The sequence below is a fragment of the Alginatibacterium sediminis genome, assembly GCF_003610775.1.
GTDB classification, from domain to species: domain Bacteria; phylum Pseudomonadota; class Gammaproteobacteria; order Enterobacterales; family Celerinatantimonadaceae; genus Alginatibacterium; species Alginatibacterium sediminis.
On the sequence record NZ_RAQO01000009.1, the window covers coordinates 210,792 to 231,554 of the forward strand.

Annotated in this window: 26 protein-coding genes; 25 read left to right on the forward strand and 1 reads right to left on the reverse strand. The window is 43.6% G+C overall.

The features are described from left to right. The first annotated feature begins 223 nt into the window (after window positions 1-223). The 24 genes from DBZ36_RS17250 (at window position 224) to rplQ (ending at window position 18,091) form a co-directional block, all read left to right on the forward strand. Window positions 224-874 (forward strand): XrtA/PEP-CTERM system exopolysaccharide export protein, encoded by a 651-nt coding sequence (locus DBZ36_RS17250; protein ID WP_120356210.1) that lies wholly within the window; start codon window positions 224-226, stop codon window positions 872-874. A gap of 18 nt (window positions 875-892) precedes the next feature. Beyond that, the gene (locus tag DBZ36_RS17255; protein ID WP_120356211.1) at window positions 893-2,455 is read left to right on the forward strand and encodes an XrtA system polysaccharide chain length determinant; all 1,563 of its coding nucleotides are present in this window, start codon (window positions 893-895) and stop codon (window positions 2,453-2,455) included. Next, window positions 2,455-3,393 (forward strand): XrtA-associated tyrosine autokinase, encoded by a 939-nt coding sequence (locus DBZ36_RS17260; RefSeq protein WP_120356212.1) that lies wholly within the window; start codon window positions 2,455-2,457, stop codon window positions 3,391-3,393. Before DBZ36_RS17255 ends, DBZ36_RS17260 begins: the two co-directional genes overlap by 1 nt. Next, the gene (locus DBZ36_RS17265) at window positions 3,323-4,846 is read left to right on the forward strand and encodes a TIGR03016 family PEP-CTERM system-associated outer membrane protein (protein ID WP_120356213.1); all 1,524 of its coding nucleotides are present in this window, start codon (window positions 3,323-3,325) and stop codon (window positions 4,844-4,846) included. Before DBZ36_RS17260 ends, DBZ36_RS17265 begins: the two co-directional genes overlap by 71 nt. 2 nt (window positions 4,847-4,848) lie before the next feature. Next, complete coding sequence (locus DBZ36_RS17270) at window positions 4,849-5,892, forward strand: XrtA/PEP-CTERM system-associated ATPase (RefSeq protein ID WP_120356214.1); 1,044 nt, start codon at window positions 4,849-4,851, stop codon at window positions 5,890-5,892. An 18-nt stretch (window positions 5,893-5,910) separates the two neighbouring features. Next, the gene (gene prsK / locus DBZ36_RS17275; RefSeq protein ID WP_120356215.1) at window positions 5,911-7,950 is read left to right on the forward strand and encodes an XrtA/PEP-CTERM system histidine kinase PrsK; all 2,040 of its coding nucleotides are present in this window, start codon (window positions 5,911-5,913) and stop codon (window positions 7,948-7,950) included. Between the two features lie 28 nt (window positions 7,951-7,978). Next, complete coding sequence (prsR, locus tag DBZ36_RS17280) at window positions 7,979-9,340, forward strand: PEP-CTERM-box response regulator transcription factor (RefSeq protein WP_120356216.1); 1,362 nt, start codon at window positions 7,979-7,981, stop codon at window positions 9,338-9,340. A 288-nt stretch (window positions 9,341-9,628) separates the two neighbouring features. Continuing rightward, entirely contained in the window at window positions 9,629-9,997 is a 369-nt protein-coding gene (rplN, locus tag DBZ36_RS17285) for a 50S ribosomal protein L14 (RefSeq protein ID WP_120356217.1), read from the forward strand. A gap of 11 nt (window positions 9,998-10,008) precedes the next feature. Beyond that, the gene (rplX, locus tag DBZ36_RS17290) at window positions 10,009-10,323 is read left to right on the forward strand and encodes a 50S ribosomal protein L24 (protein ID WP_120356218.1); all 315 of its coding nucleotides are present in this window, start codon (window positions 10,009-10,011) and stop codon (window positions 10,321-10,323) included. A 13-nt stretch (window positions 10,324-10,336) separates the two neighbouring features. Then, on the forward strand, window positions 10,337-10,876 hold the full coding sequence (gene rplE / locus DBZ36_RS17295; protein ID WP_120356219.1) for a 50S ribosomal protein L5: 540 nt from the start codon (window positions 10,337-10,339) through the stop codon (window positions 10,874-10,876). A gap of 9 nt (window positions 10,877-10,885) precedes the next feature. Beyond that, complete coding sequence (gene rpsN, locus DBZ36_RS17300) at window positions 10,886-11,191, forward strand: 30S ribosomal protein S14 (RefSeq protein WP_120356220.1); 306 nt, start codon at window positions 10,886-10,888, stop codon at window positions 11,189-11,191. A 24-nt stretch (window positions 11,192-11,215) separates the two neighbouring features. Next, window positions 11,216-11,608, forward strand: coding sequence for a 30S ribosomal protein S8 (rpsH, locus tag DBZ36_RS17305; protein WP_120356221.1), 393 nt, complete (start codon window positions 11,216-11,218; stop codon window positions 11,606-11,608). A gap of 15 nt (window positions 11,609-11,623) precedes the next feature. Next, window positions 11,624-12,151: a 50S ribosomal protein L6 gene (rplF, locus tag DBZ36_RS17310; RefSeq protein WP_120356222.1), complete on the forward strand. Its 528-nt coding sequence runs from the start codon at window positions 11,624-11,626 to the stop codon at window positions 12,149-12,151. A gap of 9 nt (window positions 12,152-12,160) precedes the next feature. Continuing rightward, window positions 12,161-12,511 (forward strand): 50S ribosomal protein L18, encoded by a 351-nt coding sequence (rplR, locus tag DBZ36_RS17315; protein WP_120356223.1) that lies wholly within the window; start codon window positions 12,161-12,163, stop codon window positions 12,509-12,511. A 10-nt stretch (window positions 12,512-12,521) separates the two neighbouring features. Next, window positions 12,522-13,022, forward strand: coding sequence for a 30S ribosomal protein S5 (rpsE, locus tag DBZ36_RS17320; protein ID WP_120356224.1), 501 nt, complete (start codon window positions 12,522-12,524; stop codon window positions 13,020-13,022). A gap of 4 nt (window positions 13,023-13,026) precedes the next feature. Beyond that, window positions 13,027-13,209 carry a 50S ribosomal protein L30 gene (gene rpmD / locus DBZ36_RS17325; RefSeq protein ID WP_120356225.1) on the forward strand — a complete coding sequence of 61 codons (183 nt, stop codon included), beginning with the start codon at window positions 13,027-13,029 and terminating at the stop codon, window positions 13,207-13,209. 2 nt (window positions 13,210-13,211) lie between these two features. Beyond that, window positions 13,212-13,646 carry a 50S ribosomal protein L15 gene (gene rplO, locus DBZ36_RS17330; protein ID WP_120356226.1) on the forward strand — a complete coding sequence of 145 codons (435 nt, stop codon included), beginning with the start codon at window positions 13,212-13,214 and terminating at the stop codon, window positions 13,644-13,646. Between the two features lie 8 nt (window positions 13,647-13,654). Beyond that, on the forward strand, window positions 13,655-14,980 hold the full coding sequence (gene secY / locus DBZ36_RS17335) for a preprotein translocase subunit SecY (protein WP_120356227.1): 1,326 nt from the start codon (window positions 13,655-13,657) through the stop codon (window positions 14,978-14,980). Window positions 14,981-15,019: 39 nt separating this feature from the next. Continuing rightward, window positions 15,020-15,133, forward strand: a complete 114-nt coding sequence (rpmJ, locus tag DBZ36_RS17340; protein WP_120356228.1) for a 50S ribosomal protein L36 — start codon at window positions 15,020-15,022, stop codon at window positions 15,131-15,133. A 108-nt stretch (window positions 15,134-15,241) separates the two neighbouring features. Continuing rightward, the gene (gene rpsM / locus DBZ36_RS17345) at window positions 15,242-15,598 is read left to right on the forward strand and encodes a 30S ribosomal protein S13 (RefSeq protein ID WP_120356229.1); all 357 of its coding nucleotides are present in this window, start codon (window positions 15,242-15,244) and stop codon (window positions 15,596-15,598) included. Window positions 15,599-15,610: 12 nt separating this feature from the next. Further along, entirely contained in the window at window positions 15,611-16,000 is a 390-nt protein-coding gene (gene rpsK / locus DBZ36_RS17350; protein ID WP_120356230.1) for a 30S ribosomal protein S11, read from the forward strand. Window positions 16,001-16,026: 26 nt separating this feature from the next. After that, window positions 16,027-16,647, forward strand: a complete 621-nt coding sequence (gene rpsD / locus DBZ36_RS17355; protein WP_120356231.1) for a 30S ribosomal protein S4 — start codon at window positions 16,027-16,029, stop codon at window positions 16,645-16,647. A gap of 23 nt (window positions 16,648-16,670) precedes the next feature. After that, window positions 16,671-17,657 carry a DNA-directed RNA polymerase subunit alpha gene (locus DBZ36_RS17360; protein ID WP_120356232.1) on the forward strand — a complete coding sequence of 329 codons (987 nt, stop codon included), beginning with the start codon at window positions 16,671-16,673 and terminating at the stop codon, window positions 17,655-17,657. A 41-nt stretch (window positions 17,658-17,698) separates the two neighbouring features. After that, the gene (gene rplQ / locus DBZ36_RS17365; protein WP_120356233.1) at window positions 17,699-18,091 is read left to right on the forward strand and encodes a 50S ribosomal protein L17; all 393 of its coding nucleotides are present in this window, start codon (window positions 17,699-17,701) and stop codon (window positions 18,089-18,091) included. Window positions 18,092-18,323: 232 nt separating this feature from the next. Here the strand turns inward: rplQ and DBZ36_RS17370 are convergent, their stop codons facing one another. Continuing rightward, window positions 18,324-19,583 carry an HD-GYP domain-containing protein gene (locus DBZ36_RS17370; protein ID WP_120356234.1) on the reverse strand — a complete coding sequence of 420 codons (1,260 nt, stop codon included), beginning with the start codon at window positions 19,581-19,583 and terminating at the stop codon, window positions 18,324-18,326. A 222-nt stretch (window positions 19,584-19,805) separates the two neighbouring features. Between DBZ36_RS17370 and metA the strand changes: the two genes are divergently transcribed. Next, complete coding sequence (gene metA / locus DBZ36_RS17375) at window positions 19,806-20,735, forward strand: homoserine O-acetyltransferase MetA (RefSeq protein ID WP_120356235.1); 930 nt, start codon at window positions 19,806-19,808, stop codon at window positions 20,733-20,735. The last annotated feature ends 28 nt before the right edge of the window (window positions 20,736-20,763 follow it).

Below are 20,763 nucleotides of genomic sequence, written 5' to 3' on the forward strand. Positions count from 1 at the left end.
AAAGTGCAATACATATCAATTAAAGATATATTGCGATATACACATGAAGTGTTTTAGATTGTGTGAGAATGAAATGTTAAATCAGTTATTTATGATAGGATAGTTCTAAATACTCGATTAATAATTGTTGAAGGTGATTTACAACTTAATGCCTACGGCTTTATTATCAGACCTTAATATTAAAGAATCTTGTTTTTTAACACATAGATGAACGGATGCTACTATGAAAACGCTTAGATCGAAACTAAGGGTGCGCCTCGCATTGGTATGCGCGGCTTTGGGTTTAACTGCTTGTACCGCGCAGAATAACACCGCACCACAATTACCCAGTGCTACGGTTATCCCTTCTTTGACTAATGAAGTCGAGAATTATAAGTACTTGATTGGCCCAGGAGATTCTTTGAGCATCTTCGTCTGGTTAAACCCAGAGATTTCAGGAAGCTTTATAGTTCGTCCTGATGGGATGATTACTACGTCCTTGGTTGAAGACATTCCTGTTTCAGGTAAGACCCCTTCAGAAGTTGCTCGAGAAGTTGAAGCCCAACTACAAGAGTATATCCGCGATCCGATTGTTACGGTTACCGTTGGGAACTTTGTAGGACCATATAGTGAGCAAGTACGCATTATTGGTGAAGCTTCTGCACCTCAAGCAATCTCTTACCGAGAGAATATGACTCTGCTGGACGTCATGGTACAAGTTGGTGGACTTAGTGAGTTTGCAGATGGCAACAGCGCTAAATTGGTGCGCGTCGTAGGCGGGGCACAACAAACGTACAACATCCGGATTAGTGAATTGATCCAGAACGGAAATATTGATAAAAATGTTGATATGTTGCCTGGCGATATTGTCATCATTCCAGAAGCTTGGTTTTAGGTCGGGGTAGTAGTAAGAATGCAAGAGCTTATTGCTAATCTACAGCAGTACCTAAGTGGTGTTTGGTTGAAGCGTCGCTATCTGATGATAGCGACGTGGTTGATCTGCCCCTTAGGTTGGGTTGCTATTACGTTGATGCCAAATCAATATACGTCTGAAGCGAGAGTTTATGCAGATACTCGCTCTATTTTACAACCCCTACTGAAAGGGCTGGCTATACAAAACGACCCAGGGCAGGAACTCGTACTCATGGTGCGGACCTTATTGAGTCGAACCAATTTGGAGAAGATAGCGCGCCTTAGTGATGTCGACGTTAGCGTATCAACCGAAGCAGAATATGAAGCGCTTCTTGCTAACTTAAAACGTAACATCTCCGTTAGTTCAGCACGAAAGCAGAATCTATATGACATCGTGTATCACAGCGATGACCCTCAACGAGCTAAAGATGTGGTGGAAGCCGTTCTTAATGTATTTGTGGAAAATACCTTGGGAGAAAAACGCGTTGAAACCGAAGATGCGAATGCATTTATCCGACAACAAATCGAAGAGTATGAAAAACGACTGATTGCATCGGAAAAACGTTTAGCGGACTTTAAGCGAACATACAGTGGTTTACTTCCTGGTAGCGGAAGCAATTATTATAGCCAAGTGGAGTCTTTAGAAACTCAACTGGAACTGACCCGCTTGGAATTAAGCGAAGCGATTACCCGTCTTCAAACTGCTCGTTCTCAGCTCTTCGAAGAAGAGTCCAATGTGCGCCTTCGTTTAGACTCAGTGAACACTGAATACGACCAACGTATAGAACAGTTAAGAACTCGTAAAGACGACTTGTTGATACGTTACACTGAAAAACATCCATCTGTCGTAGAAACAACAAATCAAATTAACGAGCTAGAGTCGTTAAGAAGCCGTAAGTTAAGCTCGAGTAATTCTTCTGACGAATTGCTCTCTGGTAATCCTGTTTATCAGCAAATGAGGATTAACGTTGGTTTGTTAACCAATGAAGTTGAATCCATGAAGGTCAGAGAATCACGTCAGAACCGTAAACTTGAGGAAGCTCGTAGTCGCTTGAGTCAGGTGCCTGATGTTGAAGCACAATTGGCAGGTTTAAACCGTAGCTATGGCATTACAAAGCAAAAATATGAAGCGCTTTTAGTTCGAAGAGAAAGTGCGCAAATTTCGCAATCGGCAGGTCAAAATACCGAGGAAATCAAGTTTAGAATAATCGATCCTCCTCGAGTACCGTCTGCACCTTCAGGCCCCGCTAGGCCTCTGTTTGTGATTGTGGTTTTAGTTGCTGGCTTTGCGGTCGGACTCGGTTTGTCCTTGTTGTTTAGCCAAATCAATCCGGTAGTGCACTCAAGCCTACAGCTTTACGAAGCGACAGGTTTGCCTGTTTTCGGTGTGGTGTCAGCCACTGAACAATCGGGCTTGGAGAAAAGAACCAGACGGAAATCAATGATATTTCTGTCATTAAATTTGTTGTTATTGATTGGCTTTGCAGGCTTTTTTATCGTCAATTCGAATCATGTCTATCATGCTCAAGTGATGAACTTGATTGAATCGCTAGGAGTCATCTAATGAGTACTATTGAAAAAGCTATGCAAAAACTGGCTCAAAAAGGTGAAGCAGAAAAACGCACTAGTATTGAGATGGCTCAAAAGCAAATGGAGGTCAACTCCAACGCTACTGTTGATACAAAACAGCATCAAGAGGCACAGTCTGAAGTTCCAAATGCTGGCAGAAGTGAAAAATATCTTTCTATCGCAAATGAAATTTTGACTGAAGGCGGCTTTATTAGTTTGAATAATAGTCGAGCAGGACGGAAAATTCGCGACGAATACCGAGGGATTAAGCGCAAATTATTGAAGAATGCCTATGGGGACGGATCAGTAAGCCACACCCGAGGAAATCTAATGATGGTTACCAGCGCAAACCCCGGCGAAGGCAAAACATTTACATCGATTAATTTAGCGATGAGTTTAGCCCTAGAAAAGAATAAAACCGTTTTGTTGGTTGATGCAGATGTTTTGAAACCAAGCGTAGGTCGCGAGCTTGGCTATGGACAACCACAAGGCCTGACAGACTATTTGCACGGTAAAGTTGATTCGGTTTCAGATATTATTTACAACACCAATATTGATAATTTGAGAATTATGCCAGCGGGTACTCCGCATCTTTTGGTTAATGAAATGCTATCTAGCGACTTGATGATTCAATTAGTTAATGAATTAGCTACACGTTACCCCGATAGAATTGTTGTATTTGATTGCCCGCCTTTGCTTGGCGTGAACGAAACCGTAGTACTTTCCAATTTAGTTGGACAAGCAATTGTTGTGGTTCAACAAGATTCAACGAAAATTTCTCAAATTACAGCTGCAACTGAATTACTCAATGAGGATTTAGCGGTTGGCTACGTCATGAATAAATCAGTACGTGGAAAACTTAATGGATATGGATATGGCTACGGATATGGCTACGGAAACGGCTACGGCGGCGCGGAAGCGCAAGGAAACTAAAGCCAAGCTACAGAGCAATTCTAAGTTTCTTTTGCTTGCATCACTGAGCTCAATTGTGTTCGGAAGCAGCGCCGCGGAAGTTGAATTTAGCCCGCAAGTCAATGCTGAAGCCGTTTATACCGACAATGCATTGTTAGATAATGACAATAAGCAAGGTGGCGAAATTGGAATTATCAGTGCAGGCGTTTTAAGTTCGGTGACTGGCAACGATGGTGAAGCAACGTTTAACTATCTTGCTAGGCAGACCTACTTCTCATATGACTCATCTCAAAATCAGTTATTTCATGATTTAGATTTTCAGTTTGACAAGGGCTTAGGAAATTCAGGATTTCGTCTAGATGGTGATGCTCGAATAGATGTTCAACCAGCCAACATAGCCGAAAACGCCTTAACTGACTTGATTTCGGGTGATCTTATACAAAGTTCAACCTATGGTTTGGGACTTCGTTATGGGTCTAATCCTGGGAAACTGGTTGAGGTTTCGGGTGGCATTGAGACTCGTCTTACCTCGTTTGAAGATGACCGTGGTAACAATGATAGTCAACGACTTGATCTACGACTTGCAAACGGCAGCGCTGAAAAAAAGTATTTCTGGTTAATTGATGGGGAAGCCAATCGACGCGAAAGTACTAATAGTGGAAGCGATACATATGATGCTCAATATCGCCTAGAATTTGGTTTGCAGCAAATTAATGGCTTTAGTCCGTTTTTGAAATATAACGGTGAGTCAGCTACTGAAGACCGCAGTAGTTCGCAACGAAGCGCTGAATTTGAAAGCTGGGGACCGGGTTTAAGATACTATTATGATCAAAATACTTATCTGGAAATGAGTTACAACTTCTCCTTAGACAGATCTGTAAACGATGACTATATCGGTGCTGCAATAAATCTCGAACCTACGGCTCGAACACGTCTGTTCTTTGAATATAGCAAGCGATTCTTCGGGGATTCGTATGCATTTTCATTTCGTCACAACATCCGTCGACTTACCACTGAAATATCCTATGACGAAAAGCCTACCAGTTATGACCGACGCTACACCTTGGATGACGTTCCAATTGAAGAGCTTCGCTTAGCTAAAACGCTGCGTTGGCAGACCGATCTAAATCTTCGACGTGGTAGCGCAAATCTAATACTACTTGATACCGAGACTAGCTCATTTATTGGTGGTTCGGGAAGCAATGATCATTTCCAAAGTTTGGGGCTAGGGTACTTATATCCGTTGAGTCGAAAACTTGATGCTAGTTTTGATGTGAGCTGGGACCGCCGAGTATATAAGCGCACTGCGCAAACAACTAATGACCGATATAACCGCTGGGGAGTTTCACTATCCCAACGTTTTGCGCATGAAGTTGTTGTTAGGTATCGATATAACTTGAACTTCCGAAGCTCTGACTACAAAGCGGACTATACAGAAAATCGTATTTCAATTGATATCAACAAGGCCTTTTAGCAATGTATGACAGTTTTTATGGTTTGAGTGGAAAGGCGTTCAAACTTAGTCCAGACCCGCGATTCTTTTTTGCAAGCCCACTTCATGAAAGAGCGATTTCATATTTGAAATATGGCTTGTCTCAAGGTGAAGGCTTTATTGTTATTACTGGTCCTATTGGAACCGGTAAAACAACCATTGCGCGCAGTTTGCTTGCAAGTGTTGAGAACAATATCGTTGCGGCACAAATTGCGACAACGAAACTAAATCCCGAAGAATTAGTTCGTATGGTTGCTAGTGAGTTTGGGATTGAAACTGCCGATGCCGATAAAGCGACTTTATTGAGTCGCTTTGAAACATATTTACTTAGTCTGCACCGACAAGGGAAACGCGCTTTGCTTGTCGTCGACGAAGCGCAAAATCTTCCTGCTGAAACCGTTGAAGAGCTGCGCATGTTATCCAATTTCCAACTGGATGATACCCCGCTGTTTCAAAGCTTTTTGTTAGGTCAAGAAGAACTAAAGGACATCATTGAATTGCCCCAAATGGAGCAGTTTAGGCAACGGATTATAGCATCTTGTCATCTAAAGCCATTAACGAGTGAACAAACTCAAGCGTATATTATTCACCGTTTGAAAACTGTAGGTTGGAAAGACAGTCCTACCATCAGCACAGATGTGTTCAATAAAATCTCTGAATTTGCATTAGGTGTACCGCGCAAAATCAACATTCTTTGCGATAGACTGTTTTTATTTTGTTGTATCGAAGAAGTCCAGAATATCGAACTGTATCATCTTGAGCAGGTGCTAGAAGAGATGAGCATCGAGTTATCAGGAAGCCTAAATTCTAAAAGCGTTAACGCCGCACCTGAGCAAAAAACGATAACGAATAATCCTGAGCTCTCACTTGATGAAAGCCTTGAAGTTGTCAAGTTAAAAGCAAATTTCCATGATGTCTCCAACTATTTGGAAGAGGTTATTTTGCGAAAAATAAAAGTGATAAGGTACTTGGACAAAACGATTGAAGATAAGCGTGAGAAGCTGGGGTCATTATCTTCAAACTCGTAACTTATCTTGGACAGTTTTATGGAGCCTAGTTTAGCTTTTGCGGGGTATGTAATATCAAGCCTAGCGTTTGGCTTACTTAGTGCCTTAATTGCTTTTGCTCCAAAACCAAACAATCAAAGTCGTTGGTTATTCCTTACAACTATTGCGAGCTTCTGCTGGTCTACGCTGGCTGCATTTCAGCTACATTTTGATTTCTCAATTACAATTGTATTAGCCTTTGAATCCGCTCGAAATCTATTCTGTTTGTTTTTCCTTTGGTTATCACTTAATGAGCAGTCAAGTTTAAGTGCTCTCTTAAGAAAACGACGGGTCTATCTCGGTATCAGCTGTTTTCTAGCTTTGGTAACGATACTTGAGCTGTCATACGTCTACATCAGTCTACTCAATGGTTTTAGTTTTTTGATTCTCCATATGCTGACTTCTGTGACCGTTTTGTATTACGTTGAGCAATTTTTCCGCGGCACCGATAGCTCGGCGAGATGGACGATTAAACCGCTTTGTTTTGCTTTTGCTATCATCTTTTTGACGGACTTCGTGATGTACGCAGATAGTGTATTGACCAAGTCTTTGGCTTTCGATATTTGGGCCGCTCGAGGTTGGTTGATATGGATGGCCGCACCGCTGATATTGTTAAGTGCTCGAAGAGCTAAATCTTGGGCGATTCGGGTATACGTATCAAGAGATGTAATTTTCCACAGCTCGCTATTAGTTGGCGCTGGCCTGTATTTAATGGTTATGGCATTTGCGGGCTTCTATCTTAGACAAGCGGGGTCGAACTGGGGAGGTTTAGCGCAGTATTTAGTCTATGCCTTCGGAGGTGCAATACTGGTCGCCCTGATTATGTCTCAAGGCCTACGGCGAGGCCTAAAAGTCCAGATAGCTAAACATTTTTTTGCTAATAAATATGAGTATCGTGAAGAATGGATGCGTTTTGCCAGAATTCTATCCAGTTCTGACGAAAGCCCCTATCATCGGGCACTAACGGCGTTGCAGCAGCCTTTTGCCGCTAAACATGCTGCTTTAGTTGTTTTTGAGTCTTCAGGCCCCAAACTAAAAGCCAAATACCATGTAACTGATGAAGGGCTAAGCCCCATTGAAGTGGCGTCTTTAGTTGGACCGATAGCACTTGAACATGATTGGATCGTTGATTTTCATCAAGGTGATATGGGGGGAGACTCCATGCCCTTTGTATTAAGTCCTGATGTCCAACAACAGCTACTGAATAGTCCTTTTAGATATTGTGTGCCTATTGTTCGAGAGGGTGTGGTTCAAGCGGTTTGTTTGTTGTCAAAACCAAGCTCAACAGTTGAAGTTAACTGGGAGGACCGCGATTTAATGCAGGCAATTGCCAACCAACTTGCGGTATACCTAAGCTTAGAGTTAAGTCAAAAACGATTAGCAGAGAGCCAGCAATTTGAAGCCTTCAACCAGATGTCAGCATTTTTGGTGCATGACTTAAAAAACGTGCTGGCGCAACTACAGTTACTATCGAAGAACTCGATTAAGCATAAACACAACCCTGAGTTCATTGATGATGCGTTTGAAACAGTCGACTCTGCTTCTGCGCGCTTGAACAAAGTGTTGGGGCAATTACGAAATAAACAAATCAGTAGTCGGAATAGTCAGTACACATCGCTCAATCAGTTGCTAAATCAAGCTGTAGAAGAACGTACATCACAACAGCCTTTACCTACTGTTAAGCTTGAACAGGACATACAGGTAGAAATCAAGGTTGAAGCCTCGCGCTTTGTTAGTGTGATCGGGCATGTTATCCAGAATGCTCAGGATGCCTGTGACAAAAATGGTACAGTAAATGTTAGCAGCTGGAAAAATGACAAGTTCTGTGGTGTGATAATTAAAGATAATGGTACTGGTATGGATGCCGAATTCGTCGAAAAACGCCTATTTAAACCTTTTGATACAACCAAAGGTAATGCTGGTATGGGCATTGGTGCTTATGATGCTAAAAAGTTAGCAGAACAACATGGCGGATGGGTCGACGTTAAAAGCTCAATAGGCGAGGGCACAGAATTTGTTCTCGCAATTCAAATATCATAGAGCTAACTATTTAAAATAGGTTTAAGACATGGAAACTCTACTCATTGTAGAAGATGACATAGGAATTCAAAAGCAGCTCAAATGGAGCCTAAGTGAAGACTATACCTTAGTGTTTGCAGATGACCGCCAATCTGCCATAGCAGCTCTGCGCCGTTACGAACCCAAAGTAGTTACACTAGACCTTGGTTTGCCACCTGATGAGGCAAATGCTAGTGAGGGTCTTGCCGTACTCGAACAAATCCTTAAGCTTGCTCCCTTGACCAAGGTTATCGTTATTACTGGTAATGAAGACAAAAGCAACGCTTTAAAAGCAATTGATATTGGCGCTCATGATTTCTACCAAAAACCGATCGATGACGACACGCTCTCGGTCATTATAAAACGCGCATTCTTTGTGTCCGAACTAGAACGCGAAAACGCAAGTCTTAAGCAAGTGTCTTTAGACCACAATGGTTTTATAGGCAATAGTCCGCAAGTATTACAAGTCACTAAAATGGTTGAGCGGATAGCGCCAACTGAAGTTACCACGTTATTGCTTGGTGAAAGTGGAACCGGTAAAGAAGTCCTAGCTAGAGCTATTCACCAACGAAGCCCACGTCGCGACCAGCCTTTTGTTGCGATTAACTGTGCCTCCATTCCAGAGAATCTGCTTGAAAGTGAACTCTTTGGTCACGAGAAAGGCGCCTTCACCGGTGCGGTAAAAACAACTTTAGGAAAAATTGAGACTGCCAATGGCGGAACCTTGTTTTTAGATGAGATCGGAGATATGCCGTTTCCTTTGCAAGCCAAAATACTGCGCTTTTTGCAAGAAAAGGTGATTGAGCGTATTGGTGGGCGTAAGGAGATAGCGGTAGACGTTAAGATTGTTTGCGCGACCCACCAGAACTTACAAGAAATGGTAGGGCAGAAAGAATTTCGAGAAGATTTGTTTTATCGGATCAGTGAGATCACGATTAATATTCCACCACTGCGCGAACGTGATCAAGATGTTGTCGTACTGGCGCGTTACTTTTTGCAGCTGTTTAAACAACAACTTCATCATGATATCAGTGGTTTTAGCGATGATGCCTTAAAGGCAATGGTTGACCACCGATGGCCTGGTAATATTCGCGAACTTCAAAATAAGGTGAAGTCAGCAATCATAATGGCTGATGGGAAATACATCACCGCTGCCGATCTATGTTTGTTCACCCAAGAGGACTCTCCAGAGCTGGTCTTCAATCTACGCCAAGTGCGCGACGAAGCCGAAAAGAACGCCGTAGTAAGAGCTTTAGCATACTCAAATGGCAATATGTCCAATGCAGCCACAGTATTGGGTGTTACTCGTCCTACGCTCTACAGCTTGCTCGATAAATTCCACATCGATAAGGACAAAATCGGCGGGGCTTGAAAAAAATAGGGCGCTATTGGCAATATAACTTAAACAATGACGCCCTTTTTGCTGATATTATCGCTGACAAATAACTCAGCAAGCAACGAAATAGCAAAAAAACGAGTCTCGATTAACTCTTAAGTTGTTGTAATGATTGAGGTTAAACCTTAATAGAAAATAAATTAATCAATCCTACCAATTAAAAATTCCCTGAGTTATAATTTCGCGCCCTTTAATTAGGCAGCCAAGCGATTTCGACATAATGTCTTAGTCGAAATCTAACGTAATATATAGCGGAGCACTGAAATGATCCAAATGCAATCTACTATGGACGTGGCGGACAATTCCGGCGCGCGCCTTGTACAATGTATTAAGGTCCTAGGTGGTTCGCACCGCCGCTATGCGGGCATAGGCGACATCATTAAAGTTAGCGTGAAGGAAGCAATTCCTCGCGGTAAAGTTAAGAAAGGTGACGTTATGAACGCAGTGGTAGTGCGGACTAGAAAAGGCGTTCGTCGTCCTGACGGATCTGTAATTCGATTTGATCGCAATGCTGCGGTTATCTTGAATGCGAATAATCAGCCTATCGGTACCCGTATCTTTGGCCCAGTGACACGTGAATTGCGCAATGATCAATTCATGAAAATCGTGTCTCTTGCGCCAGAAGTACTGTAAGGAGTCCGAACATGGCTAATAAGATCCGTAAAGGTGATGAAGTAATTGTACTTGCCGGAAAAGACCAAGGTAAACGTGGAAGCGTTACTAAAGTTTTAACCAATGGCAAAATTTATGTTGATGGCATCAACATGGTCAAGAAACACCAAAAACCAAACCCTCAATTGGGTGTGGCTGGCGGTATTGTTGAGAAAGAAGCTGCCATTGATGCATCAAACGTTGCGATATTCAACTCTGCCTCTGGCAAAGCTGACCGCATCGGTTTCCGATTTGAAGACGGCAAGAAAGTTCGCTTCTTTAAATCATCAAATGAACTTGTGAAGTAATTGGAGTAAAACGATGGCGAAACTGCATGACTACTACAAGGAAACTGTAGCGCCTGAACTTATAAAAGAGTTCGGTTACAAATCCAGCATGCAAGTCCCTCGGATTGAGAAAATTACCCTTAATATGGGTGTTGGTGAAGCTGTCAACGATAAGAAGATCCTAGAGCACGCTCTAAAAGATCTTACTGCTATCGCTGGTCAAAAGCCACTAACTACAGTAGCTCGCAAATCTGTTGCTGGCTTCAAAATCCGTGAAGGCTACCCGATTGGTTGTAAAGTAACTCTACGTGGCGAACGTATGTGGGAGTTTCTGGAACGCTTGATTTCTATTGCGATACCTCGTATTCGTGATTTCCGTGGCTTAAATGCTAAAGCATTTGATGGTCGTGGTAACTACAGTATGGGCGTTCGTGAACAGATCATCTTCCCAGAGATCGATTACGACAAAGTCGACAAAGTACGTGGTATGGATATTACTATCACTACCAGTGCTGACTCAAACGAAGAAGGGCGTGCTCTGCTGGCTGCCTTTAACTTCCCATTTCGTAAGTAAGGTTGAGTTATGGCTAAACAATCAATGCAAGCACGTGAAGACAAGCGCACCAAATTGGTCGCTCAATATTCTGAAAAACGTGCCGCTTTAAAAGCGACTATTAGCAGCGTTCACACTTCTGATGAAGACCGTTGGGATGCAGTACTTAAGCTGCAATCATTACCTCGTGATTCAAGCCGTAGTCGTCAGCGTAACCGCTGTAACGTTACGGGCCGTCCACATGGCTACTTGCGCAAATTCGGCTTAAGCCGTATTAAATTGCGTGAAGCTATGATGCGCGGTGAGGTTCCTGGCCTTAAGAAAGCCAGCTGGTAATCTGAATTTACGGAGTAAACGAACATGAGCATGCAAGATCCTATTGCGGATATGTTGACTCGCATTCGCAACGGCCAATCAGCGTCTAAAGTATCAGTTTCCATGCCTTCATCTAAAGTGAAGGTTGCTATTGCTGGCCTTCTTAAAGAAGAAGGTTATGTAACTGACTTTGCTGTTACTGGTGACGTTAAGAAGTCATTAGAAGTTACCTTGAAATATTTTGAAGGTAAAAAAGTAATCGAGAAAATTGAGCGCGTAAGCCGTCCAGGCCTACGTATTTATAAAGGCTCTAAAGACCTTCCAAAAGTTATGGGTGGTTTAGGCGTCGCAGTTATCTCAACATCAAAAGGCGTAATGTCTGACCGTGCCGCGCGTAAAGCGGGTATGGGCGGCGAAATCGTCTGCTATGTTGCTTAACCGGAGGTAGGTAATATGTCTCGAGTAGCTAAGGCTCCCGTTAGCATTCCTGCTGGTGTTGAAGTTTCTGTCAATGGACAGGAACTTACGGTTAAAGGCAGCAAGGCAACGCTAACCCGCGTTTTTAATAATGCGGTCGTAGTGACAAAAGAAGAAAACGAATTGAAGTTTGCTGTTGTTGAAGGTGGTGCTACGGCACAAGCGGGTACTGCCCGTGCACTTGCTAACAACATGGTTGTCGGCGTAACTGCTGGCTTCGAGAAAAAACTTCAGCTAAACGGTGTTGGTTATCGTGCTTCAGTTAAAGGTAATGTTGTTCACTTAACACTTGGGTTTTCACACCCAGTTGAGTACGCAATGCCTGAAGGCTTAAGTGTTGAATGTCCATCACAAACTGAAATCGTACTGAAAGGTGCTGATAAGCAGGTTGTAGGCCAAGTCGCAGCGGATATTCGCGCGTTCCGTCCACCAGAGCCATATAAAGGCAAAGGTGTTCGTTATGCTGACGAGAATGTCCGTCGTAAAGAGGCTAAGAAGAAGTAAGGTAACACTATGGAAAAGAAAATTGCTCGTCTACGTCGCTCAACTCGCGTACGTAAAGCTATGCAAGAGTTGGGTAAGACTCGCCTGGTGATTCACCGTACTCCGCGCCATATTTACGCGCAGGTGATCTCACCTGATGCGCAGGTTCTTGCCTCTGCATCGACTGTCGACAAAACTGTTCGCGAAGCGTTAGAAAAAACCGGTAACATTGATGCAGCTAAAGCGGTGGGTAAAGCCATTGCAGAACGTGCTGCAGAAAAAGGTGTTACGCAGGTTGCTTTCGACCGCTCAGGATTTAAATATCACGGCCGTGTAGCTGCTCTTGCTGATGCAGCTCGTGAAGCTGGCCTTCAGTTCTAAGGATTGAATCATGTCAAAATTTGAAGCTCAAACCGGTGATCTGAACGAAAAGCTAATCGCAGTAAACCGTGTATCAAAAGTTGTTAAAGGTGGTCGCATCTTTAGCTTCACCGCTCTAACTGTAGTTGGCGACGGCAATGGCCGCGTTGGTTTCGGTTATGGTAAAGCGCGTGAAGTTCCAGCCGCTATTCAAAAAGCGATGGAAAAAGCTCGACGCAACCTAACTAGCGTTAAGTTGAACGGTACAACATTGCAACATCCTATTAAGGGTCGTCACTCTGGTTCGCGTGTTTACATGCAACCTGCATCAGAAGGTACTGGTATTATTGCCGGTGGTGCGATGCGTGCGGTTCTTGAGGTTGCTGGTGTACAAAACGTATTGTCAAAAGCATACGGTTCAACTAACCCAATTAACATCGTTCGCGCTACCATCGATGCTCTGGAAAATATGCATGCTCCAGAAGACGTCGCTGCCAAACGTGGCTTGAACGTTCAAGACATTTTGGGGTAGGCACATGGCGAACACAATTAAAGTAACACAGACTAAAAGTGCTATCGGTCGTTTACCGAAGCACCGCGCCACTATTAAAGGGCTAGGTCTACGTAAAATTAATCACACTGTTGAGCTCGAGGATACTCCTTGCGTTCGCGGTATGATTAATAAAGTTTTTTACATGGTTAAGGTAGAGGGAGAATAAAAATGCGTTTGAATACTCTTTCTCCAGCAGCAGGCTCTAAGCCTAATGCTAAACGTGTTGGTCGTGGTATTGGTTCAGGTTCGGGTAAAACCGCTGGCCGTGGTCACAAAGGGCAGAAAGCTCGCTCTGGTGGCGGTATCCGTCCAGGCTTCGAAGGCGGTCAAATGCCTTTGAAACAACGTTTGCCAAAATTTGGTTTTACGTCACGTAAGTCACTAGTTTCTGCAGAAGTTCGCACTAGCGAGCTAGCAAAAGTAAGTGCTGACGTGGTAGATTTGGAAGCTTTGAAGGCAGCTGGTGTTATTACACGTAACATCAAGTTCGCTAAAATCGTTCTTTCAGGTGAAGTTACTTCACCAGTTACTCTTAAAGGCCTTAAAGCCACTAAGGGTGCGAAAGCTGCGATCGAAGCCGCCGGCGGTAAAATCGAGGAATAGTACAAAACATGGCTAAAAAACCAGGAACAGCATCAGCAAATGCGCAGGGTGGTCTGAGCGAGCTTAAAAGTCGTTTACTTTTCGTGCTTGGGGCAATTATTGTCTTTCGTGCCGGCTCTTTCATTCCACTGCCTGGTATTGACGCCGCCGTACTAGCCGCAATGTTTGAACAACAAAAAGGCACCATTCTGGAGATGTTTAACATGTTCTCCGGTGGTGCTCTTGAACGTGCTTCTATCATGGCGTTGGGCATTATGCCGTATATTTCGGCATCTATTATTGTCCAACTATTGACTGTAGTGCACCCGTCTCTCATGGAATTGAAAAAGGAAGGGGAGGCAGGGCGCCGTAAAATCAGTCAGTACACACGATATGGCACGGTTGTTCTAGCAACGTTCCAAGCTATCGGTATTGCTACCGGTCTGCCAAGTATGGTCTCAGGTCTTGTTGTTAATCCAGGACCTGCTTTCTACTTTACGGCAGTCATCAGTTTGGTCACAGGAACAATGTTCCTGATGTGGTTAGGTGAGCAAATCACAGAACGCGGAATCGGCAACGGGATCTCGGTCCTTATTTTTGCTGGTATCGTGGCTGGATTACCTCCTGCTATTGGCCAAACGGCTGAGCAGGCGCGTCAAGGGGAGCTCCACTTGTTGGTGCTTCTGTTAATCGTCGCTGTGGTATTCGCTGTAACCTACTTTGTAGTGTTTGTAGAACGTGGACAACGACGTATTGTTGTTAACTACGCGAAACGACAACAGGGCCGTAAGGTCTTTGCTGCACAGAGTACACATTTGCCTTTGAAGCTGAATATGGCTGGGGTTATCCCCGCGATTTTCGCATCAAGCATTATTTTGTTTCCAGGAACCTTAGCTCAGTGGTTCGGTCAAAATGAGAGTCTTTCATTTTTATCGGATATTTCTTTAGCTTTGCAACCCGGACAACCACTTTATGTGTTACTATATGCGGCCGCTATAATCTTCTTCTGTTTCTTTTACACGGCGTTGGTTTTCAACCCGCGTGAAACTGCGGATAACTTGAAGAAAAGTGGTGCGTTTATTCCTGGGATTCGTCCTGGTGAACAAACGGCGCGATATATCGACAAAGTGATGACACGCTTAACCCTAGCTGGTGCTTTGTACATCACGTTTGTATGTTTAATTCCAGAGTTTATGATGATTGCAATGAGTGTACAGTTCTACTTCGGTGGAACATCGCTACTGATTGTTGTAGTTGTAATCATGGACTTTATGGCGCAGGTTCAGACCCATTTGATGTCTCATCAATATGAGTCGGTCCTGAAGAAAGCCAACCTTAAAGGGTATGGTCGCTAAGCGACCTACTTGTTGGTTTAACCTAACACGGAGATAGCAATGAAAGTTCGTGCTTCCGTTAAGAAAATATGTCGTAACTGCAAGGTTATTAAGCGCAACGGTGTTGTGCGTGTAATCTGCGAAGAGCCAAAGCACAAACAGCGCCAAGGCTAAGCGACAAGTTTCAAGACATTATAGATTGCAATGTGGTCATCTGTTGAGTATCCTTACGGGCTTTTCGCAGATGGCCTTCGTTTAACACGAAAATATAGGAGTGTGCCAATGGCCCGTATAGCCGGCATTAACATTCCTGATCAGAAACACGCAGTTATCGCTTTAACTGCAATCTTTGGCATCGGTTTAACCCGTTCACAAAAAATTTGTGCGGCGGCCGGTATTGCTGAAGATGTTAAGATCAGAGAATTAACTGAATCACAAATTGATGTACTTCGTGACGAAGTAGCTAAATTCACCGTTGAAGGTGATCTACGTCGTGAAGTATCAATGAACATAAAACGTTTGATGGACCTGGGTTGTAATCGTGGTCTTCGTCATCGTCGTAGCTTGCCTGTTCGTGGCCAGCGCACTAAAACTAATGCGCGCACCCGTAAAGGTCCACGCAAAGCAATTAAAAAGTAGTGGTGAAGACAAATGGCTAAGACCCCAACTCGCGCTAAAAAACGCGTCAAAAAGCAAGTTGCTGACGGCATGGCTCATATCCATGCATCGTTCAACAACACTATTGTTACTATTACTGACCGCCAAGGTAATGCTCTCTCTTGGGCAACTGCTGGTGGCTCTGGTTTCCGTGGTTCACGTAAATCTACTCCGTTCGCAGCACAAGTTGCCGCTGAACGTGCAGCCGAAGCTGCTAAAGACTACGGTCTTAAGAATGTAGAAGTATTCGTAAACGGACCAGGTCCAGGTCGTGAGTCATCAATTCGTGCGTTACATGCGGCAGGTTTCCGCGTGACTAACATCACTGATGTGACTCCGATCCCACACAACGGTTGTCGTCCACCTAAGAAACGTCGCGTATAGTTTCTGGATAGATTGGAGAAAGAAAAATGGCAAGATATTTAGGCCCTAAGCTTAAACTTAGCCGCCGCGAAGGCACCGATCTTTTCTTGAAAAGTGGTGTTCGAGCGATCGACTCAAAGTGTAAGTTAGAAAACGCACCTGGTCAGCATGGTGCACGTAAACCTCGTCTTTCAGACTTTGGTTTGCAACTACGTGAAAAGCAAAAAGTTCGTCGTTTATATGGCGTTCTTGAAAAGCAATTTCGCAATTATTACAAAGCTGCTGCTAGCCAAAAAGGCAACACTGGTGAGAACCTGTTGCAATTGCTAGAAAGCCGTTTAGATAACGTCGTTTATCGTCTAGGTTTTGGTTCAACTCGTGCAGAATCACGTCAGTTGGTAAGCCATAAAGCTATCCTAGTTAATGGTAAAGTGGTGAACATACCTTCTTATAAGGTTTTGCCAGAAGATGCTATTAGTATTCGTGAGAAATCTAAGAAGCAAGCGCGTATCGCTGGTGCTCTTGAGATTGCTGGTCAACGTGAGAAGCCGACTTGGACTGAAGTTGATGCTTCTAAAATGGAAGGTGTGTTTAAACGTCTTCCTGAGCGCGCTGACTTATCTGCGGATATCAACGAACAGCTGATCGTCGAACTTTACTCTAAGTAAAGTTGAACTAGAGAGAGGACAAAATGCAGGCTTCTGTAACAGAGTTTCTAAAACCACGGCTCGTCGATATCGATACCGACAGCCCTACTCGTGCAAAAGTAACCCTAGAACCTTTAGAGCGTGGCTTCGGTCATACTTTGGGAAATGCTTTGCGCCGTATCTTGTTGTCATCTATGCCAGGTTGTGCAGTGACAGCAGCGGAGATCGATGGTGTATTGCATGAGTACAGCAGCAAGGAAGGCGTTCAAGAAGATATTCTTGAAATCCTTTTGAACCTAAAAGGTATCGCTGTCAAATTAGAAGGTAAGGATGAAGCTATGCTCACTCTTACCAAGTCTGGTGCAGGCCCTGTTGTTGCAGGTGACATCGCCGCTTTAGACGGTGTTGAGATCGCAAATCCTGAACACGTAATCTGCCACCTGAGTAGCAATGCTGATATCAGTATGCGAATCAAGGTAGAACGTGGACGTGGTTTCGTTCCAGCTTCAGCTCGCGTTCATTCTGAAGATGAAGAGCGTCCGATTGGTCGTCTACTAGTAGATGCTGCGTATAGCCCGATTACGCGCATTGCCTACAATGTAGAGGCTGCCCGTGTTGAACAACGTACTGACTTAGATAAGTTGGTAATCGACATGGAAACAAACGGCACTCTTGATCCAGAAGAAGCGATTCGTCGCAGTGCGACAATCTTGGCCGAGCAACTGGCTGCATTCGTTGACCTGAGTATTGTCAGTGAACCGGATGAGAAAGAAGAGAAGCCAGAATTTGATCCAATCCTGCTTCGTCCTGTTGACGATCTAGAGTTGACAGTTCGCTCTGCTAACTGTTTGAAGGCAGAAGCGATTCACTATATTGGTGATCTAGTACAGCGTACAGAAGTTGAACTTCTTAAAACGCCTAACCTTGGTAAGAAGTCATTGACTGAAATCAAGGATGTACTAGCGTCTCGTGGACTTTCTCTAGGCATGCGCCTAGAAAATTGGCCACCTGAGAGCATTACTGAAAAGTAATTGATCACAAGTTTTAACATCTAATTTAGAAGGATTAGGTCATGCGCCATCGTAAGAGTGGTCGTCAATTGAACCGGAACAGCAGCCACCGTAAGGCTATGTTCCGTAATATGGCCAGTTCATTGGTTCGCCATGAAGTTATCAAGACAACATTGCCGAAAGCAAAAGAGCTTCGTCGTGTTGTTGAGCCGCTAATCACATTAGCGAAAAATGACAGTGTAGCTAACCGTCGTCTAGCTTTTGCTCGTACTCGCGATGCAGAAGTAGTCGGCAAATTGTTCACTGAAATTGGTCCACGTTATCAAGAACGCCCAGGTGGTTACACCCGTATTCTTAAGTGTGGTTTCCGTGCTGGTGATAACGCTCCAATGGCTTTCATTGAACTTGTTGGACGTCCAGAAGTTGAAGAAGTAGTAGAAGACGCTGCTGAGTAAACCTCTGAGATAACATATCAAAAACCGAGCTTAGGCTCGGTTTTTTTATGTCTGAAAAACGAGGGACATAATAAGATATGTGGTGTTTAGCAAGCGTTGAAGGGCTGATGATAGCTGTAAGCATCGAAATGTGAAGATGCTATATAGGTTTTTTAAGTTTTATCAAACGCGCAACTTTGCTTGGTGATATAAGCAAGCTAGTGCTTACAAAGAGGCACTAGCTCTATATCGGTTATTTACCAGCACTGTAATAGTAATTTGCTCTCAAACGAGGACTTAAATATTCGCAAACGTCTTGTTCCAATGTGGAAGGTTTTAGAGCTTTTTCAATTGATAAGCCTTCGGTTTCTAAGTCAACAATTGGAGCTTGGTCTTTAGGTACGTTCTCATCATAGACCTGCACTGTTGGGTACAACAAACGTTTAGAATTTACAGATAATACGATACCAATTTGGCCTGAGCTTAGCTCAACGATACTACCTGGTGGATAGATCCCTAACAAGCGTATTAGTACCCCAAGAAATTGAGTATTAAGTTGTTCTTTACGGTTCTTAAACAGATAAGAAATGACGGTAAACGGGATACGAGCTTTACTCGGATCATCGGGGTGGCAGAGGCTATCATAGTCATTCACAATGGTAATAATTTGCGAATATTTTAGGATTTTGTTCTTTTTAAGCCCCAAGGGATAACCACTGCCATCAAGGTATTCGTGATGTTGGCTAGCAACAATCCTAACTTTATCTGGTACATAATCCCCAAGATTCAGAATGTCAGCACCATACTTCGTATGCATTTTTAGTAGGTTGCGTTCTTGCTTACTTAAGGGTGTGGTTTTACGTAATATTTGTGATGGGATCTTAATTTTACCCACATCGTGAATCAGACCTGCCATCCCGACTTCGCCGACTTCCTTCTTAGTGAGGCCGGCAGCATTGGCAAGCATCATCCCAAGTAAGGATACATTTAGACTATGATAGTAAAAGTTATCTTGGTCTTTGCCATCACCCATAAGGTGTAATATAAGACCGCTTCCCCCACTAATGTCTTCCGCCATCGCGTCAATGAGTTGTTGAGCATCACCGATTGCGTTTAATGGCCTATCTTTTAGTTTCTTCATTACTGAGCGCACTTGGGACACTGAGCGGTCAAACTCTTTTTCAACTTTTTGCAAATCGCGGCGATAGGTTTTGAGATCTTCGATGCGTTGCTTTTTCTCTTTCCACAAGGCTTGCTGTGCATCGTCAGCGCTCATTTTTTTATCTTCGTCTGTCCCAGGCTTGGCTACTTCGCTTAGAGGAAGAGGTGCGCAGGCGCTTTTACCGGGTACAACTGTAACCCGTTCTAAGCCTAGACTGCGTATAACCGCAATTTGCCCTTCATCGCGTATTTTAAAGTTAGAGAACATAAATGGGTGCTCGCCCCATTTAGAGGGCAATTTTACGTAGATACCGACCTGTAGTCGGCTAACCTCGAGCTGTATTTCAGACATTGGTACCCAATACGACAATTAATTAGGCGAATATAATGCAGGCATAATATCGAATCTGCGGCTTCTGTTCTCTGCTTTCTATCAAAACTTAGATTTATTTATAAGGATTGATTATGAACTAAATGAAATGCTCTCAAGTTGAGATAATCTCAACTAGACAAACGCATTCACATATATAGAATGGACGTTTAGATGGCTAGACATCGATAGGAGTCATTCAGTATGCCAATTCGTATCCCGGACCTATTACCCGCGGCTGATGTGTTGAGAAGTGAAAATATCTTTGTGATGCCTGAAAGTCGGGCTTCGACGCAAAATATTCGCCCTTTGGAGGTCATTCTCCTAAATTTGATGCCAAAAAAAATCGAAACTGAAAATCAGATTCTCCGGCTATTGTCGAATACACCGCTTCAAGTGAATATTAAACTTTTGCGCATTGATTCGCGAGTATCGAAAAACACACCCAAGGCCCACATTGATAGCTTCTATCGTGATTTTGACAAAATAAAAACTCAAAACTTTGATGGTTTAATTATCACTGGTGCTCCCTTAGGGCAAGTTGATTTCGAAGACGTTTATTACTGGGAACAGATTAAAGAGATTATCGATTGGTCCTGTGAGCATGTCACTTCAACTCTATTTTTATGCTGGGCTGCTCAAGCCGCTTTATACCACCTTTATGGTATGGAGAAAAAAACACGCGATACCAAGCTCTCAGGTGTTTATCAGCACCGAACTTTGCATCCCCAAAATCCATTGCTGAGAGGCTTTGACGATATGTTTTGGGCACCCCTGTCACGTTATGCAGAGTTTTCGGCTTTGTCGATTGAGCAACAAAGCGATTTGTTAGTTCTTGCCGACAATCAGACTGCCGGAACCTATCTTGCGGCGAGTACCGACTTTAGACAAATATATATAACGGGTCATCCTGAATATGATGTCGACACCCTCGATCAAGAATATCGGCGAGACTTAAGTGAGGGACTTGAGCCTGTACTACCAGAGAACTATTATAGCGATAACGATGTCACTAAGCCTCCGGTAGCGAGTTGGCGCAGCCACGGGCATTTACTATATGCCAATTGGTTAAATTATTGCGTTTACCAGCAAACTCCATACGACTTACATAGCCTCACGCCGCGCAGCGAATAAGGCACAGAATTTTCGACGCCAGTGCGTC